General features: G+C 70.0%; 16 protein-coding genes. 9 read left to right on the top strand and 7 right to left on the bottom strand.

Annotated features, from left to right (window positions below):
• Positions 1–76: 76 nt before the first annotated feature.
• Both ABZT06_RS33080 and ABZT06_RS33075 read right to left on the bottom strand, forming a co-directional pair.
• Positions 77–622, bottom strand: a complete 546-nt coding sequence (locus tag ABZT06_RS33080; RefSeq protein ID WP_355749298.1) for a hypothetical protein — start codon at positions 620–622, stop codon at positions 77–79.
• A complete protein-coding gene (locus ABZT06_RS33075; protein WP_355749295.1) occupies positions 619–1,053 on the bottom strand; it encodes an ATP-binding protein in 435 nt (144 codons plus the stop codon). The genes ABZT06_RS33080 and ABZT06_RS33075 overlap by 4 nt, the downstream gene beginning before the upstream one ends.
• A gap of 218 nt (positions 1,054–1,271) precedes the next feature.
• Here ABZT06_RS33075 and ABZT06_RS33070 point away from each other — a divergent pair, with 218 nt between their 5' ends.
• The 4 genes from ABZT06_RS33070 to ABZT06_RS33055 all read left to right on the top strand — a co-directional run bounded on the left by ABZT06_RS33070 (position 1,272) and on the right by ABZT06_RS33055 (position 4,140).
• Positions 1,272–2,123 (top strand): helix-turn-helix transcriptional regulator, encoded by an 852-nt coding sequence (locus ABZT06_RS33070; RefSeq protein ID WP_355749292.1) that lies wholly within the window; start codon positions 1,272–1,274, stop codon positions 2,121–2,123.
• A complete protein-coding gene (locus ABZT06_RS33065) occupies positions 2,123–2,323 on the top strand; it encodes a DUF397 domain-containing protein (protein ID WP_355749289.1) in 201 nt (66 codons plus the stop codon). The genes ABZT06_RS33070 and ABZT06_RS33065 overlap by 1 nt, the downstream gene beginning before the upstream one ends.
• Before the next feature lie 9 nt (positions 2,324–2,332).
• Positions 2,333–3,541 carry a cytochrome P450 gene (locus ABZT06_RS33060; RefSeq protein ID WP_355749286.1) on the top strand — a complete coding sequence of 403 codons (1,209 nt, stop codon included), beginning with the start codon at positions 2,333–2,335 and terminating at the stop codon, positions 3,539–3,541.
• 146 nt (positions 3,542–3,687) lie between these two features.
• Positions 3,688–4,140, top strand: coding sequence for a DUF5707 domain-containing protein (locus ABZT06_RS33055; protein WP_355749283.1), 453 nt, complete (start codon positions 3,688–3,690; stop codon positions 4,138–4,140).
• A gap of 43 nt (positions 4,141–4,183) precedes the next feature.
• On the opposite strand, the gene ABZT06_RS33050 is transcribed toward ABZT06_RS33055, so the two are convergent.
• The 3 genes from ABZT06_RS33050 to ABZT06_RS33040 are packed head-to-tail and all read right to left on the bottom strand — an operon-like array spanning position 4,184 to position 6,927.
• On the bottom strand, positions 4,184–4,441 hold the full coding sequence (locus ABZT06_RS33050; protein WP_355749280.1) for a hypothetical protein: 258 nt from the start codon (positions 4,439–4,441) through the stop codon (positions 4,184–4,186).
• A gap of 33 nt (positions 4,442–4,474) precedes the next feature.
• Positions 4,475–6,043 carry an ABC transporter permease gene (locus ABZT06_RS33045; RefSeq protein ID WP_355749277.1) on the bottom strand — a complete coding sequence of 523 codons (1,569 nt, stop codon included), beginning with the start codon at positions 6,041–6,043 and terminating at the stop codon, positions 4,475–4,477.
• On the bottom strand, positions 6,040–6,927 hold the full coding sequence (locus ABZT06_RS33040) for an ABC transporter ATP-binding protein (protein ID WP_355749274.1): 888 nt from the start codon (positions 6,925–6,927) through the stop codon (positions 6,040–6,042). Before ABZT06_RS33040 ends, ABZT06_RS33045 begins: the two co-directional genes overlap by 4 nt.
• A gap of 74 nt (positions 6,928–7,001) precedes the next feature.
• On the opposite strand from ABZT06_RS33040, the gene ABZT06_RS33035 reads away from it, so the two are divergent.
• The gene (locus ABZT06_RS33035; RefSeq protein WP_355749271.1) at positions 7,002–7,493 is read left to right on the top strand and encodes a MarR family transcriptional regulator; all 492 of its coding nucleotides are present in this window, start codon (positions 7,002–7,004) and stop codon (positions 7,491–7,493) included.
• On the opposite strand, the gene ABZT06_RS33030 is transcribed toward ABZT06_RS33035, so the two are convergent.
• Positions 7,490–8,998: an APC family permease gene (locus ABZT06_RS33030; RefSeq protein WP_355749268.1), complete on the bottom strand. Its 1,509-nt coding sequence runs from the start codon at positions 8,996–8,998 to the stop codon at positions 7,490–7,492. The two genes, ABZT06_RS33035 and ABZT06_RS33030, sit on opposite strands and share 4 nt — an antisense overlap.
• Positions 8,999–9,147: 149 nt before the next feature.
• Here ABZT06_RS33030 and ABZT06_RS33025 point away from each other — a divergent pair, with 149 nt between their 5' ends.
• Genes ABZT06_RS33025 through ABZT06_RS33015 form a run of 3 tightly spaced genes read left to right on the top strand, consistent with a single transcriptional unit; the run spans position 9,148 to position 11,941 of the window.
• Entirely contained in the window at positions 9,148–10,533 is a 1,386-nt protein-coding gene (locus ABZT06_RS33025; RefSeq protein WP_355749265.1) for an ethanolamine ammonia-lyase subunit EutB, read from the top strand.
• Positions 10,530–11,288, top strand: coding sequence for an ethanolamine ammonia-lyase subunit EutC (eutC, locus tag ABZT06_RS33020; RefSeq protein ID WP_355749262.1), 759 nt, complete (start codon positions 10,530–10,532; stop codon positions 11,286–11,288). Before ABZT06_RS33025 ends, eutC begins: the two co-directional genes overlap by 4 nt.
• A 35-nt stretch (positions 11,289–11,323) precedes the next feature.
• The gene (locus tag ABZT06_RS33015) at positions 11,324–11,941 is read left to right on the top strand and encodes a Uma2 family endonuclease (protein ID WP_355749259.1); all 618 of its coding nucleotides are present in this window, start codon (positions 11,324–11,326) and stop codon (positions 11,939–11,941) included.
• On the opposite strand, the gene ABZT06_RS33010 is transcribed toward ABZT06_RS33015, so the two are convergent.
• The gene (locus ABZT06_RS33010) at positions 11,925–12,770 is read right to left on the bottom strand and encodes a diacylglycerol kinase family protein (RefSeq protein ID WP_355749256.1); all 846 of its coding nucleotides are present in this window, start codon (positions 12,768–12,770) and stop codon (positions 11,925–11,927) included. The genes ABZT06_RS33015 and ABZT06_RS33010 overlap by 17 nt on opposite strands.
• 188 nt (positions 12,771–12,958) lie before the next feature.
• On the opposite strand from ABZT06_RS33010, the gene ABZT06_RS33005 reads away from it, so the two are divergent.
• A complete protein-coding gene (locus ABZT06_RS33005) occupies positions 12,959–14,242 on the top strand; it encodes an adenylosuccinate synthase (protein WP_355749253.1) in 1,284 nt (427 codons plus the stop codon).
• Positions 14,243–14,342 lie beyond the last annotated feature (100 nt).

Below are 14,342 nucleotides of genomic sequence, written 5' to 3'. Positions count from 1 at the left end.
TCAGCATCGAGCATCCGTCGACCTGAAGGGCGGAGATCAGTGGGGACCGTCGCGCGCGAGGTGTCAGCGGAGCTGTTCAGGCGTCCGCGTCGTTCCCGGCCGGCAAGAGCTCGGCCAGTTCGGTGTCGTCCGGGCGGTGGACCGCCTTGGCCGCCTCGCGCAGAACGGCGCGGTCGACCTTTTCCTGGTCGGCGATGAGCCTGACGACCACGCCGTCGCGGGGTATCGCGTACTCGTGGGAGGCGCCCGCCTTGCGATACCAGGCGTCACCGTCGCGCTCACAGCTGACCCGCTTGGCCGTCACCTCACCCAGCGGCTGCTCGGAGCAGTTCTCGGCCGTCAGCGTGCGGCGATCCACGAAGAGGCCGAACCGGGTTTCGCGATCCTTGGACCGATAGGCAGCGGCGAACTCGCCCTCGTACGCGCCGACCGACTCCTGGAACACGGTGTAGCCGGAGACCTCGGTGACATAGACGAGTTCCGGTTCGACGCCCCAGGTCTTGGCTGCCGCGTCGAGGCCGGCCGCTGTCCGTGCCGTGCCCTCCTCCTTGTCCGCGTCGCATCCGGTGAGCAGGATCGGCAGCAGGAGCAGAGAGAGCAGCGCACGGCTGTTTTGCGTCATGCACACATCCTGGCGCATGAACATGCCACGTGAGCGGCCAGTTCGCACCACACGTACTTGCCGCGGTTGCCGTTCCTGGACAGCGGCTGCCAGCCCCACAGGTCGGCACAGGCGCTGACCAGGGCGAGGCCGCGGCCGTTCTCGGTGTCGGTGAGGTCATCCAACGGTGTCGGTGGCTCGGGCGGCTCGGGGTCCGCGTCCCATGCGCCGAGGCGGAGCGTTCCCGGCGGCGACCAGCGCACTCGCAGGGCTGCGGGGCCCTGGGTGTGCAGTACGGCGTTGGAGATCAGTTCGGTCGCGAGCAACTCCGCGGTGTCGACCAGGGTGATCAGGCCGTGCATCGTCAGGATGAGGCGGAGGGTCCGGCGGCTGACGGTGACGGCGCGGGGGTCGTTGGGGATGTGGAGCACGTACTCCCAGGGTTCGGGCATGCGGCAACTCCGTTCAGGTGGTGGGGGGTTGCGGTCGGCGGGCGGTGGCAGTGCCGCGGCCGTCATGGCAGGACGGCGCGGTGCGCTTCCGGTACCCCGGGGTTCCGCAGCGTGTGCGTCGCGTCACTGACGGTAGGGCAACAATTGTTCCTGGGGCAAGTGATTGGCTACCCTGACGCTCCAACGAGGCATGGCGACAGGGCCATTGAGGAGGGTGCATGGCGCCGAGGAGTCACGCCACGGCACGGCAGGTGCGACTGGGCACCGAGCTGCGTCGGCTGCGGGAGGCGGCGGGACTGAAGGCTCGCGAGGCAGCCGGGCTGTTGAACTCGACCTCGACCCAGATAAGTCAGGTGGAGCTGGGCTTCGCGGGTGTCAGCGAGGAGCGGGTCCGGCGCCTCGCGGCTCACTACGCCTGCACCGACGAGGTGTTGATCGACGCCCTCGTGGCCATGGCAACCGACCGTACGCGGGGTTGGTGGGAGGAATACCGGGGCGTGCTGCCTTCGGTGTTCCAGGACACCGCCGAGACCGAGCATCATGCGACCTTCCTTCGCGAGGTCGTGATCACGTACGTTCCAGGGCTGCTCCAGACCGCCGACTACGCCCGGGCGGTCTACACGTACGCGCAACCGGGTCTGCCCGAAAGCGAGTTGGCGCCTCGGGTGGAGCACCGGATCAGGCGGCGCGCTGTGATCGAGGGTGCTGATCCGACGCCGTACGAGACGCTCATCCACGAGTTCGCGCTCCGTACCCGTGTGGCGGACCGTGGCGTCTGCCGTGCTCAACTGGAGCGGGTCCTCGAGCAGATCGAGCAGGGGCATGCCGCGGTGCGGGTCATCCCGATCGACCAGGACGGTTTCGGCGGTGCCGGGATCTCGATGATGTACGCCGGTGGCCCGGTGCCCCGATTGGACACCGGCCTTCGGGACGCTCCCACCGGCGTCGCGTTCATCGACGCGGAGGCTCAGCTGAAACAGCTTCGAACACTCTTCCTTAGGATGCAGGCAGCGTCACTGGAACCCGTGGCGTCGCGGGACTTCATCCACCGCCTGAAAAAGGAGCTGTGATGCACTGGCGCAAGTCCTCGTACTCCGGCGGCGGCGACGGCGACACCTGCGTCGAGATCGCGGACGTACACCCCCGAATAGCCGTCCGCGACTCCAAGACCCCCACCCGGGCCACCCTCACCTTCCCCGCCCCCGCATTCACGGCGCTCATCGACCACCTGAAAGAACACCCCTGGTCAGAAGCCCGCATCAGCGGCTAGCGTCCCCGCATGGCAGCCTTCGATCCCTGGGACCCGGCGTTTCTCGCCGACCCGTACCCCGCTTACGCCGAGCTCCGTGCCGCAGGCCGGGTGCAGTACTACGAGCCCACGAACCAGTGGCTCGTCCCGCACCACGCGGACGTGTCCGCGCTGCTCAGGGACCGCAGGCTCGGGCGGACCTATCAGCACCGGTTCACGCACGAGGACTTCGGGCGTACGGCACCGTCGGCGGAGCACGAGCCGTTCCACACGCTCAACGACCACGGGATGCTCGACCTGGAGCCGCCGGACCACACCCGGATCCGGCGTCTGGTGTCGAAGGCGTTCACGCCGCGCACGGTCGAGCAGCTGAGGCCGTATGTGACCGACCTGGCCGGTGACCTGGTGGACCGGCTGGTCGCGGCGGGCGGCGGTGATCTGCTGACCGATGTCGCCGAGCCGCTGCCCGTCGCCGTGATCGCCGAGATGCTGGGGATCCCCGAAGAGGACCGGGCGCCGCTTCGGCCCTGGTCGGCGGACATCTGCGGGATGTACGAGCTGAACCCGTCCGAGGACGTGGCGGCGAAGGCCGTGCGGGCGTCGGTCGAGTTCTCCGAGTACCTGCGCGAGCTCATCGCCGAGCGGCGCAAGCAGCCCGGTGAAGACCTCATCTCAGGGCTCATCGCCGCGCACGACGAGGACGACAAGCTCACCGAGCAGGAGGTGATCTCCACGGCCGTACTGCTGCTCAACGCCGGTCACGAAGCCACCGTGAACGCCACGGTCAACGGCTGGTACGCCCTCTTCCGCAACCCGGAGCAGCTCGCCGCACTGCGCGCGGACCACTCCCTGGTGCCCCAGGCCGTCGAAGAACTCATGCGCTACGACACCCCGCTCCAGCTCTTCGAACGCTGGGTCCTGGACGACATCGAGATCGACGGCACGACCATCCCGCGCGGCGCCGAGATCGCTCTCCTCTTTGGCTCCGCCAACCACGATCCCGCCGTGTTCCGCGATCCCGAGCGCCTCGACCTCACCCGCGCCGACAACCCGCACATCTCCTTCAGCGCGGGCATCCACTACTGCATCGGCGCCCCTCTGGCCCGTATCGAACTGGCCGCCTCCATGACAGCCCTGCTGGAGAAGGCCCCGACGCTGGCCCTGGCGGCGGAGCCGGAGCGCAAACCGAACTTCGTGATCCGGGGGCTGGAGGGGCTGCGGGTGAATGCCCTTCCCTAGGTATGTGCAAGGACGCAACGGCCGTTACTCAGGCTCCAGTTGAGTACGCGTGCTCATACCCGGCGCTCGCCGCGCGACCAGTATTGGACCCACGGCGCCGCCAAGAGCGCCAACGGGATCCAACTGAGCTTGCGGGAGAATTTCTCATGTCGCGTCGTATCGCTGTCTCTGTCGCCGCCGGTGTCGTCGTCCTCGGAGGCGCTGGTGCCTTCGCCCTCGCCTACGCCGGGGACCAGTCGCCCACGCTGGCGCACAGCACGGCCCGCTACACCGCCCCCGCCGCCGACCGCGACGGCTCGTTGACCTTCACCACCGACGTCACGGCGTCCTCCGATCTCAAGAGCGTGAAGGTGGTGGCCTGGCCGGCGAACTCGTCCTTCGCGAAGAAGGGGCTGACGGCCAAGGACATGGCCGCCGTCGACTCGGCCGTCTGCAAGCCCTCGGGCGGGGACAGCGAGCGCTGCACCTACAAGATCCCCGTCACCCGCGCCGATGCCGAGGGCTCCCCCCGGGGTCTGTGGCACGTGGCCGTCCTGGTCACCGCCAAGGACGGCGACACGACCCTGAACACCAAGGCGGCCGACTTCACGGTGGCCTGATCCCCTGATCGGGCCCGAGCTCCGCACGGTTCGGGCCGCCCGGTCACTCCGGGCGGGGCCGCCGGCGGGCCGTCAGCCGTACGAGAGCAGTGAAGACCAGCAGCGGCAGGAAGGCCCCGCCGAGGATCACCAGGGGCAGTTCCGTGAACAGGACCGTCAGGTCCATGCCCTCGTTCTCGAAGCCACCGCCCAGGTGGCGCTGGGTGCGGGGCATGGACAGCCACAGCGAGGGGGCCGCGGTCGCACCCGCCGCCGACAGCGCGCAGCCCCCGCAGGTCACTCCGTCCACTCTCCGCTTCATGCAGACAGGGACGCCTGTGCCCCGGCCTGCGGTTCAGGTCGTCAGGTCCCGCCGCCGCAGCCCCGCCAGGCCCCCCGCCACCAGCACCCCCCCGAGCCCGAGCAGGACCAGTACCGGCCCCCACTCCATGTCTCCTCCCGGCAGCTTCGGCAGGTGGCCGAAGGGGGAGAGGTCCAGGACCGGTCGGGGGACATCGAGAGCCGGGCCGACCCAGCCGATCAGGAGCACCGCCCCGGCGACCGCCCAGGACAAGGGGGCGAGCCGGGGGGCCAGCCCGTACAGCAGGACGGTCAGTCCGCCGATCACCCACACCCCCGCCACCTGCACCAGGCACGCGCCCAGGATCGGGCCGGCCTCCCTGCCGTAGCCCACGGCGAAGCCGAGACCCGCGAGCAGCATGATGAGCGCCGAGCCGCCGAAGGCGATCACCAGGTGGCCCGAGGCCCACCGCAGCCGGCCCACCGCGTTCGCCAGCACCGGTTCCGCGCGCATCGACGTCTCCTCGCCGTGCAGCCGCAGCACCGACGCGACGACGTACAGCGTGGCCACCAGCCCCAGCATCCCGGTCATCGAGGCGAGGAACGCGTCCGTGATCCCGGACTTACCGCCCATCCGCTCGAAGATCTCGCGGGCCTTCTCGTTGTCGCCGACCAGGTCGGCGACGCCGTCCGTGAGACCGCCGTAGACCACCCCGGCGAGGAAGAAGCCGACCGACCAGCCGAGCACCCCGCCCCGCTGGAGCCGCCAGGCCAGCGCGCCCGCCGTGCCCAGGCGGCCGGCAGCGGGTCCCGGGCGGGTCGGCACGAAGCTCATGCCGACGTCCCTGCGGCCCGCCAGTGCATAGGCCAGCGCGCCCTGGCCCGCCACCGCGGCCGCGAACAGCAGCAGCACCCACCAGCGCTCACCGGCGAAGGGACGCAGCTGCGACAGCCAGCCGAGCGGCGACAGCCAGGTCAGCACCGACGAACCGTCGCTCGACACCGAGTCCCCGGCCGCCCGCAGGACGAAGGCGGCGCCCAGCACTCCCGCCGTCAGGCCCCGCGCCAGCCGCGCGCTCTCCGTCAGCTGCGCGACGATCGCGGCCGTCGTGGCGAAGAGCATGCCCACGGCGGCGAGACCCAGGCCGAAGGCCGCCGCGCCCACCGCTCCCTGGCTCGCCAGACCCGCCGTCACCAGCAGGGCCAGCACCCCGTTCGCCACGGCAGCCGCCAGCAGCGCCGCGGTCAGGGAGGCGCGTCGGCCCACCACGCCCGAGGCGATCAGCTCCTGCCGCCCGCTCTCCTCCTCGTCACGGGTGTGGCGTACGACGACCAGGAGGCCGGTGACGGCGGCGAGCGCGCCCGCGTAGACGCCGACGCGCCAGGCGGTGAGGGCGCCGAGGGAGTCGCCGAAGACGGGGCCGATCAGCGCGCGGAAGGAGGAGTTGGTGGCCACCTGGTGCAGCAGGTCGGCGCGCTCGGCCTCGGTGCCGTACAGGCCCTTCAGGGTGCTCGGCATGGAGAGGACCATCAGGGCGTTCACCGCCACCCACACCGGGATCATCAGCCGGTCGCGGCGCAGGTTGAAGCGCAGCAGTACGCCGGTGCCTGCCAAGGAAGTCATGTCACCTCCTGGTAGTGCCGCAGGAACAGCTCCTCCAGCGTCGGCGGCGTCGATGTCAGCGAGCGCACCCCGGATTCGCTCAACTGCCGTAGCACCGCGTCGAGTTTGTCGGTGTCCACCTGCAGCCGGACCCGGTGGCCCTGGATGTCGAGGTCGTGGACGCCGGGCAGGTGCGCCAACCCGTTGGGCGGGGCCGCGAGTTCGGCCGTGACGCTGGTGCGGGTGAGGTGGCGCAGGTCGGCCAGTGAGCCCGTCTCCACCGTGCGGCCGCGCCGGATGATGCTGACCCGGTCGCAGAGTCGCTCGACCTCGCTGAGGATGTGCGAGGACAGCAGGACCGTACGGCCGCGCTCGCGCTCCTCCTCCACGCAGTGCTGGAAGACCTCCTCCATCAGCGGGTCCAGGCCCGAGGTCGGCTCGTCCAGGATCAGCAGGTCCACGTCCGAGGCGAACGCGGCGACCAGGGCGACCTTCTGCCGGTTGCCCTTCGAGTAGGTGCGGCCCTTCTTGGTGGGGTCCAGCTCGAAGCGCTCGATCAGCTCGGCCCGCCTCGTGGGGGAGAGGCCGCCGCGCAGACGGCCGTAGAAGTCGATGACCTCGCCGCCGGAGAGGTTGCGCCACAGCGTCACGTCCCCCGGGACGTAGGCGATCCGGCGGTGCACCTCGACCGCGTGGGCCCACGGGTCGCGGCCCAGCACCTGGGCGGCGCCGGAGTCGGCGCGCAGCAGGCCGAGCAGGACGCGGACGGCGGTGGACTTTCCGGCGCCGTTGGGGCCGAGGAAGCCGTGCACCTCGCCGGTCTCGACGTCCAGGTCGAGGCCGTCGAGCGCGTGGGTCCGCCCGAACGACTTGTGCAGTCCGGAGACGGTGATGGCCTTCGTCATGGTTCAGAACGTACGCTTGCTTCAGAAATTTGTGAAGTTAAGGAAGCGTATGAAGCCCCGTTAGGCTGGTGACCATGACGGATGCGGTGGGACGTGACCCGGAGGCGGTCTCGAAGTTCGTGGAGAGCTTCGCGGCCCAGCTCGTCGAGGCCGGGATGCAGCGCATGCCGGCCCGGGTCTTCGCCGCGCTCCTGTCCTCCGACGAGGGCACGATGACCTCCGCCGACCTGGGGGAGCAGCTGCGGATCAGCCCGGCCGCGGTCTCCGGGGCGGTGCGCTACCTCGCCCAGACGCACATGGTCTCGCGGGAGCGCGAGCCCGGTTCACGCCGGGAGCGCTACCGGGTGCACGGCGACCAGTGGTACGAGGCGCTGACCAACCGCGAGGCCCTCATCAAGCGGTGGGAGGGCGCGCTGCGCGAGGGTGTCAGCAGCCTGGGCGCCGACACCCCGGCGGGACGCCGCATGGCCGAGACGCTCGCCTTCTTCGAGTTCGTCGAGGGCGAGGTCGCGGCCATGATGGAGCGGTGGCGGGTGCACCGCGAGAGGCTGTTCGGCGCCCCTTAGCGTTCCTTCGTCTCCTCCAGCACCGTCCGCCCCAGCAGCAGGTACCGCTCGGGCGAGCGCCGCTTCAGGTACTGCGCGTACCCGACGCCCAGCGCCGCGACCGCCGCCACCAGCCACGGCGTGGCCTTCAGCACCAGCGAACCGGACTCCTTGCCGGCCGCCGCGCTCATGTTGGACACCAGCAGGACGACCACGGCGAGCATCGCGAGCCCGCCGGCCAGCGGGGCCGTGAGGGTCCTGAACCAGTGCCGGCTCTCCGGGTGGTGCGTGCGGAAGTACGCCAGCACCGCGAAGGAGCACACGGCCTGCACGACCAGGATCGCCATGGTGCCGAGGATCGCGAGCAGCACGTACGTCCCGTCGTACGGGTCCTTGCCGGCCGCCCAGAACGCCACCAGGAGTACGGCCGTCACGACCGTCTGCACCAGGCCCGCGATGTGCGGAGAGCCGTGCCGGGGGTGGGTGCGGCCGACCGTGTTCTTCAGCGAGGGCAGGACGCCCTCGCGGCCCAGCGCGTACATGTAGCGGGCGGCGCAGTTGTGGAAGGCCATGCCGCAGGCGAGCGAGCCGGTGATCATCAGCCACTGCATGACGTCGACCGCCCAGTGACCGACGTACTGCTCGGTGGGCCCGAAGAACAGCCCCAGGGGGTTGGCGGTGGCGACCTCGACGGCCTTCGACTCGCCGGTGCCCGAGATGGCCATCCAGGAGACGAAGACGTAGAAGACGCCGACGCCGAGGACGGAGATCATCGTCGCCTTGGGGATGATCTTCTTCGGGTTGCGGGACTCCTCGCCGTACATCGCCGTCGACTCGAAGCCGACCCAGGACCAGAAGGCGAAGAAGAGGCCGAGGCCGGCGGACGTGCCCTTGAAGGCGTTGACCGGGTTGACCGGGTCGAGGCTGAAGCCGTCGGGGCCGCCGCCGTGGAAGGCGACCGAGATCGCCATCGCGGCGAGGACCGTCACCTCGGTGGCGAGCAGGACGACGAGCAGCTTCTCGGCGACCGAGACGCCGAACCAGGTGCCCATCGCGTTGACCGCGAGCATCAGGGCCGCGAACGCCCACCAGGGGATGTGCACCCCGGTCTGGTCCTTCAGCGTCCCCGTCGCGAACGACGAGAAGATGCCGATGAGCGCCGGCTCGAAGACGACGTACGCGAAGGTGGCGAGCAGCCCCGAGGCGAGACCGGCGGTGCGGCCCAGGCCGTAGGAGATGAAGCCGTAGAAGGCGCCGGTCGAGGTGATGTGCTTGGCCATCGAGGTGAAGCCGACGGAAAAGATTGCCAGGACGACCATTGCGACGAGATAGCTCGCGGGGGCGCCGATGCCGTTGCCCGCCGAGACCATGAACGGCACGTTGCCGGTCATCGCGGTGATCGGGGCGGCGGTCGCCACGGCCATGAAGACCACGCCCAGCAAGCCGATGGCGTTGGGTTTCAACCGGTGGAGCGTGCCGTCCTCGTCCGTCCTCGCCGCCGGGGCGACTGACTCGTCCACTGCCATCGGGTGGCCCCTCTCCTTGCCCGTCCACTGTGTGCCGAACCGGAACTCTGTAGCCCGAATGAGTCGAGCAAGGGTCTCGGGGCGTTAAATGTTTGTCAACCAGACCTTTAGAAATCTGGTGGCAATCTAGGGCTCGTAGCGTCACCGGCATGAGTTACACGTCCGTCCTCGGCGGTCACCGCCACCGCTTCGAGACCCTCGCCCGACTGCTCGCCGCCGCGAGCCCCGAGCGCTCCGGCGACCGGCTGGCGGGACTCGCCGCCGCCTCCGAACAGGAACGGGTCGCCGCACGCTGGGCGCTCGCGGAGGTGCCGCTCGCGGACTTCCTCACCGAGCCGCTGATCCCGTACGAGAGCGACGACGTGACCCGGCTGATCCTCGACACGCACGACCCGGTGGCGTTCGCGCCGGTGGCCTCGATGACGGTCGGCGAGTTCCGGGAGTGGCTGCTGTCCCCCGCGGCCTCCCCGCAGACGCTGGCCGCCGTGTCGCCCGGGCTCACGCCCGAGATGGTCGCGGCGGTCTCCAAGCTGATGGGCAACGCGGATCTGGTCGCCGTGGCCCGCAAGGTGCGGGTGGTCACCGCGTTCCGCTCGACGATCGGGCTGCCCGGACGGCTGGCGACCCGGCTCCAGCCCAACCACCCGACCGACGACCCCGCGGGCGTGGCCGCGGCCCTGCTCGACGGACTGCTGCTGGGCTCCGGCGACGCGGTGATCGGCATCAACCCGGCGACGGACAGCCCCCAGGCCGTACGCGACCTGCTGGAACTGCTCGACGGGGTGATCCGGCGGTACGCGATCCCCACCCAGTCCTGTGTGCTGTGCCATGTCACGACGAGCGTGGACCTGATGGCGAGGGGCGCACCGGTCGACCTGGTCTTCCAGTCGATCGCGGGCACGCAGGCGGCCAACGCCTCCTTCGGGGTGACGCTGGGCCTGCTGGACGAGGCGTACGAGGCGGCGCTGAAGCTGGAGCGGGGGACCGTCGGGCGGAACGTCATGTACTTCGAGACCGGGCAGGGCAGCGCCCTGTCGGCGGGCGCGCACCACGGGGTCGACCAGCAGACGGTGGAGGCACGGGCGTACGCGGTGGCCCGGCGGTACGACCCGCTGCTGGTGAACACGGTCGTCGGCTTCATCGGCCCGGAGTACCTGTACGACGGCCGCCAGATCCTGCGGGCCGCCCTGGAGGACCACTTCTGCGGCAAACTCCTCGGCCTGCCCATGGGGTTGGACATCTGCTACACCAACCACGCGGACGCCGACGACGACGACATCGCCACCATGCTGACCATGCTCGGCGTGGCCGGCGCGTCCTTCGTGATCTGCACGCCGGGCGGTGACGACATCATGCTCAACTACCAGTCGGCCTCGTACCACGACGCGTTGTACCTGCGGGAGGTCCTGGGCCTGCGCCCGGCACCGGAGTTCGAGGCGTGGCTGGACGCGATGGGGCTGCTGGACGAGCGGGGCGGGATCCGTGAGGTGGCCTCGCATCCGCTGACGGCGATCGGAAGGGAGCTCGCGGCATGAGTGAAGTGACCGTACAGGCAGGTGAGTTGTGGTCGGCGCTACGGCAGCGCACCCAGGCCCGCATCGGCCTCGGCCGGGCCGGCTCCGCCCTCCCCACCCGGCACCGCCTGGAACTCCAGGCCGCCCACGCGGCCGCGCGGGACGCGGTGCACTCGCCGTTCGAACCGGACGTGATCGCGGCGGGACTGACCGGGACACCGACGGTACGGGTCCGCAGCGCGGCGGGCGACCGGCTCACCTACCTCCAGCGCCCCGACTTGGGCCGCCGCCTCGACCCCACGGACCGGGCCCATCTGCCCACGGGGGACTGGGACGCGCTGTTCGTCGTCGCCGACGGGCTGTCCAGCCGGGCGGTGCACGAGCACGCGGCGGCGGTGGTGCGAGCGACGACGGCACGGCTCGGCGACTGGCGGATCGCCCCGGTCGTCCTCGCCGAACAGGCCCGCGTGGCCCTCGGTGACGAGGTGGCGGCGGCGATGGGGGTGGCGATGGTGGTGGTACTGATCGGCGAACGGCCCGGGATGTCGGCGGCGGACTCGCTGGGCGCGTATCTGACGTACGCGCCCAAGCCGGGGGTGACGACCGACGCCGACCGCAACTGCCTGTCCAACATCAGACCGCCGCTGGGGCTGTCGTACGAGGGGGCGGCGGGGAAGCTGGCCGGGTTGATGGGAAGGGCACGGGAGCTGGGTTTGACGGGGGTGGGACTGAAGGACGAAAGCGATCATGCGGACGTAGTGGATTCACTACGCTGAGTGGTGGCTGGTCCGTTTCAGAGGGAGGGCGCATCATGACACTCATGGCAGAGCGACCGGTGATGAACGGCACTGAGCCCGGTAGCGACTTCGGGGACATGCTGAATCTCCTCGACGAGCTGAACGTGCCCGACGGCTACAAGGCCGAGATCATCAGGGGGAGCATCGTCGTGTCGCCGTGGTCGAAGGGGTACTACAACCGCGTCATGCGGTCGGTGTGCAGCCAGCTTGAGCCGCATCTCCCAGAAGGCCACATCATCGATCGGGCGCCCTTCCTGTTCGTGATTCCAGGCCTTGAGCGTGCCTACGGACCCGGCATCCATGCGGCGCATGAGCAGACGTATGACACGGACAGCAACCGCCTGGACGGAGAGGGCCTCTCCTTCGTCGCCGAACTGACCTCCGGCTCCACCAGGGAGGACGACCTCACCGACAAGGTCGAGACGTACGGCAAGTGCGGTGTCCCCGTGTACATGGTCCTCAACATGCAGAAGAAGCAGGCCATCGTCTTCGGGTCTCCGTCCTCGAACGGTTACGAGGTTCGCTTCACCAAGCCGTTCGGCGAAAAACTCCAGATCCCCGAGCCTTTCGACTGCACGCTCGACACCACCGGCTTCCACGCCCCCGAACAGCCGCTCACCGCGGCACAGTGAGCCGCAGGGCCCCCTCCCGCACCGTCCACGTCCGCCTCCGCACCGGTCCCCCCACCCCCGCGTCCGCCCGGTACCGGAAGTCCGCCCCGGTGACGGTCACCGTCCTGCCCATGGCCAGCAGCGGGGACGCCTCTGCCCCCACCGACAGCCGGCGCACCTCCACCGAGGCCAGGCCGCCGGCGGAACCCGGGGTCACCGAGACCGCCTCCAGGGGCTGGTCCAGGTCCACCAGCGTCACCCCGTCGACCTCCACGCGCAGCCGCGAGGGCCCGGGAACGACAGGCGCGGCCTCCCGGGCGGGACGGGCCGGCACCAGGGTCCGTACCAGGTACTGGCAGGTCCGAAGCCAGGGCCGCGCGGCGTCCACCGGTGCCTCCCGCGCGGCCGGCGCGGGAATCCGCAGGGCCCCGAGGACCACCCCGTCGCTGTCGTCCACCAGCATGTCGAGGCGCCGCTCGGCCCCGTCCAGGACCGCCCGTGCGGCCGCCACCGCCCCCGTGGGCACCCCGAGGGAGTGGGCGATGCCCTGGGCCGGGCCCACCGGCACCACCGACAGCACACATTCGGCCAGCTCCCGCTGCCGGTGCAGCTGCACCACTGCCCGCATCAGCGCACGGTCGTCACCGACCACCACCGGGCGCCGTGAGCCGCGCCGCGCCAGGGCCCGGGCGAACTCCTCGGGCCCCTCCGGCAGACACACCTTCGTCGCCGCACCCGCGCTGAGCACGTCTTTCACGATCCGAACGGACTCGCCGTCCGTCTGCCGGGCGACCGGGTCGATCACCACCAGCAGGTGATCGGAAGTCGCGGAAGTCGCCACCTCGGCCATGCCTCGCTTCCTCGGGTAGCATCTTGGTGCAAGAGCCCCTTGCGCTATTGCGCCAGGGGCTTCGTCTATTCCGGGGCACCCGGGTCCGACGGGCAGCGGCCGACGACGGCCGTGGTGCACGCGACGGAGGAACCGTACGCGTACGCCCCCGACCTTGGACATGCCCCGCCCGGAAGGGGTGTACGCGCGTGCCCGCACTTGTGCTGCTCGGTGCTCAGTGGGGTGACGAAGGCAAGGGAAAGGCAACCGACCTGCTCGGTGGCTCGGTGGACTATGTGGTGCGCTACCAGGGCGGCAACAACGCCGGCCACACGGTAGTCGTGGGCGATCAGAAGTACGCCCTCCACCTCCTCCCTTCCGGAATCCTGTCTCCGGGGTGCACCCCGGTCATCGGCAACGGTGTCGTCGTCGATCCGTCGGTCCTGTTCTCCGAGCTGAACGGACTGAACGACCGCGGCGTCGACACCTCCAAGCTCCTGATCAGCGGTAACGCCCACATCATCACGCCGTACAACGTCACCGTGGACAAGGTGACGGAACGCTTCCTCGGAAAGCGCAAGATCGGCACCACGGGGCGCGGCATCGGACCGACCTACGCGGACAAGATCAACCGTGTGGGCATCCGGATCCAGGACCTGTACGACGAGTCGATCCTGACCCAGAAGGTCGAGGCGGCCCTCGACGGCAAGAACCAGCTCCTCACCAAGGTCTTCAACCGCCGCGCCATCGACGTGGAGCAGGTCGTCGAGGAGCTGCTGAGCTACGCGGACCGGCTGAAGCCCTACGTCGCCGACACGGTCCTGGTCCTCAACAAGGCGCTGGAGCAGGACAAGGTCGTCCTGTTCGAGGGCGGCCAGGGCACGCTCCTGGACATCGACCACGGCACGTACCCCTTCGTCACCTCCAGCAACCCCACCGCGGGCGGGGCGTGCACGGGTGCGGGCGTGGGCCCGACGAAGATCAGCCGGGTCATCGGCATCCTCAAGGCGTACACGACCCGGGTCGGCTCGGGCCCGTTCCCGACCGAGCTGCTCGACGAGGACGGCGAGGCGCTGCGCCGCATCGGCGGTGAGCGGGGTGTCACCACCGGCCGTGACCGTCGCTGCGGCTGGTTCGACGCGGTGATCGCCCGGTACGCGACCCGCGTCAACGGCCTCACCGACTTCTTCCTCACCAAGCTCGACGTGCTCACCGGCTGGGAGCAGATCCCGGTCTGTGTCGCGTACGAGATCGACGGCGAGCGCGTCGAGGAACTGCCGTACTCCCAGACCGACTTCCACCACGCGAAGCCGGTCTACGAGTACCTGCCCGGCTGGAGCGAGGACATCACGAAGGCCAAGACCTTCGCCGACCTCCCGAAGAACGCCCAGGACTACGTGAAGGCGCTGGAGGAGATGTCCGGCGCCCCGATCTCCGCGATCGGCGTGGGCCCGGGCCGGGACGAGACGATCCAGATCAACTCGTTCCTGTAAATCCCTTTCGTACGTCAGCTGTTGGGCCGGTCATGGACTTCCTTGACCGGCCCATGGCTTGCTCCTGGTTCCGTGCGCAACCGGCGGGACGCGACTATCT

Source organism: Streptomyces sp. NPDC005483, assembly GCF_040606035.1.
Classification (GTDB): Bacteria; Actinomycetota; Actinomycetes; order Streptomycetales; family Streptomycetaceae; genus Streptomyces.
This window is presented reverse-complemented; position numbering and strand designations above follow the sequence as displayed.

What these genes read in the sequence shown, in the direction of transcription:
- ABZT06_RS33080 (WP_355749298.1), bottom strand. Translation starts at nt 622, where the DNA reads ATGACGCAAAACAGCCGTGCGCTGCTCTCTCTGCTCCTGCTGCCGATC.
- ABZT06_RS33075 (WP_355749295.1), bottom strand. Translation starts at nt 1,053, where the DNA reads ATGCCCGAACCCTGGGAGTACGTGCTCCACATCCCCAACGACCCCCGC.
- ABZT06_RS33070 (WP_355749292.1), top strand. Translation starts at nt 1,272, where the DNA reads ATGGCGCCGAGGAGTCACGCCACGGCACGGCAGGTGCGACTGGGCACC.
- ABZT06_RS33065 (WP_355749289.1), top strand. Translation starts at nt 2,123, where the DNA reads ATGCACTGGCGCAAGTCCTCGTACTCCGGCGGCGGCGACGGCGACACC.
- ABZT06_RS33060 (WP_355749286.1), top strand. Translation starts at nt 2,333, where the DNA reads ATGGCAGCCTTCGATCCCTGGGACCCGGCGTTTCTCGCCGACCCGTAC.
- ABZT06_RS33055 (WP_355749283.1), top strand. Translation starts at nt 3,688, where the DNA reads ATGTCGCGTCGTATCGCTGTCTCTGTCGCCGCCGGTGTCGTCGTCCTC.
- ABZT06_RS33050 (WP_355749280.1), bottom strand. Translation starts at nt 4,441, where the DNA reads ATGAAGCGGAGAGTGGACGGAGTGACCTGCGGGGGCTGCGCGCTGTCG.
- ABZT06_RS33045 (WP_355749277.1), bottom strand. Translation starts at nt 6,043, where the DNA reads ATGACTTCCTTGGCAGGCACCGGCGTACTGCTGCGCTTCAACCTGCGC.
- ABZT06_RS33040 (WP_355749274.1), bottom strand. Translation starts at nt 6,927, where the DNA reads ATGACGAAGGCCATCACCGTCTCCGGACTGCACAAGTCGTTCGGGCGG.
- ABZT06_RS33035 (WP_355749271.1), top strand. Translation starts at nt 7,002, where the DNA reads ATGACGGATGCGGTGGGACGTGACCCGGAGGCGGTCTCGAAGTTCGTG.
- ABZT06_RS33030 (WP_355749268.1), bottom strand. Translation starts at nt 8,998, where the DNA reads ATGGCAGTGGACGAGTCAGTCGCCCCGGCGGCGAGGACGGACGAGGAC.
- ABZT06_RS33025 (WP_355749265.1), top strand. Translation starts at nt 9,148, where the DNA reads ATGAGTTACACGTCCGTCCTCGGCGGTCACCGCCACCGCTTCGAGACC.
- eutC (WP_355749262.1), top strand. Translation starts at nt 10,530, where the DNA reads ATGAGTGAAGTGACCGTACAGGCAGGTGAGTTGTGGTCGGCGCTACGG.
- ABZT06_RS33015 (WP_355749259.1), top strand. Translation starts at nt 11,324, where the DNA reads ATGACACTCATGGCAGAGCGACCGGTGATGAACGGCACTGAGCCCGGT.
- ABZT06_RS33010 (WP_355749256.1), bottom strand. Translation starts at nt 12,770, where the DNA reads ATGGCCGAGGTGGCGACTTCCGCGACTTCCGATCACCTGCTGGTGGTG.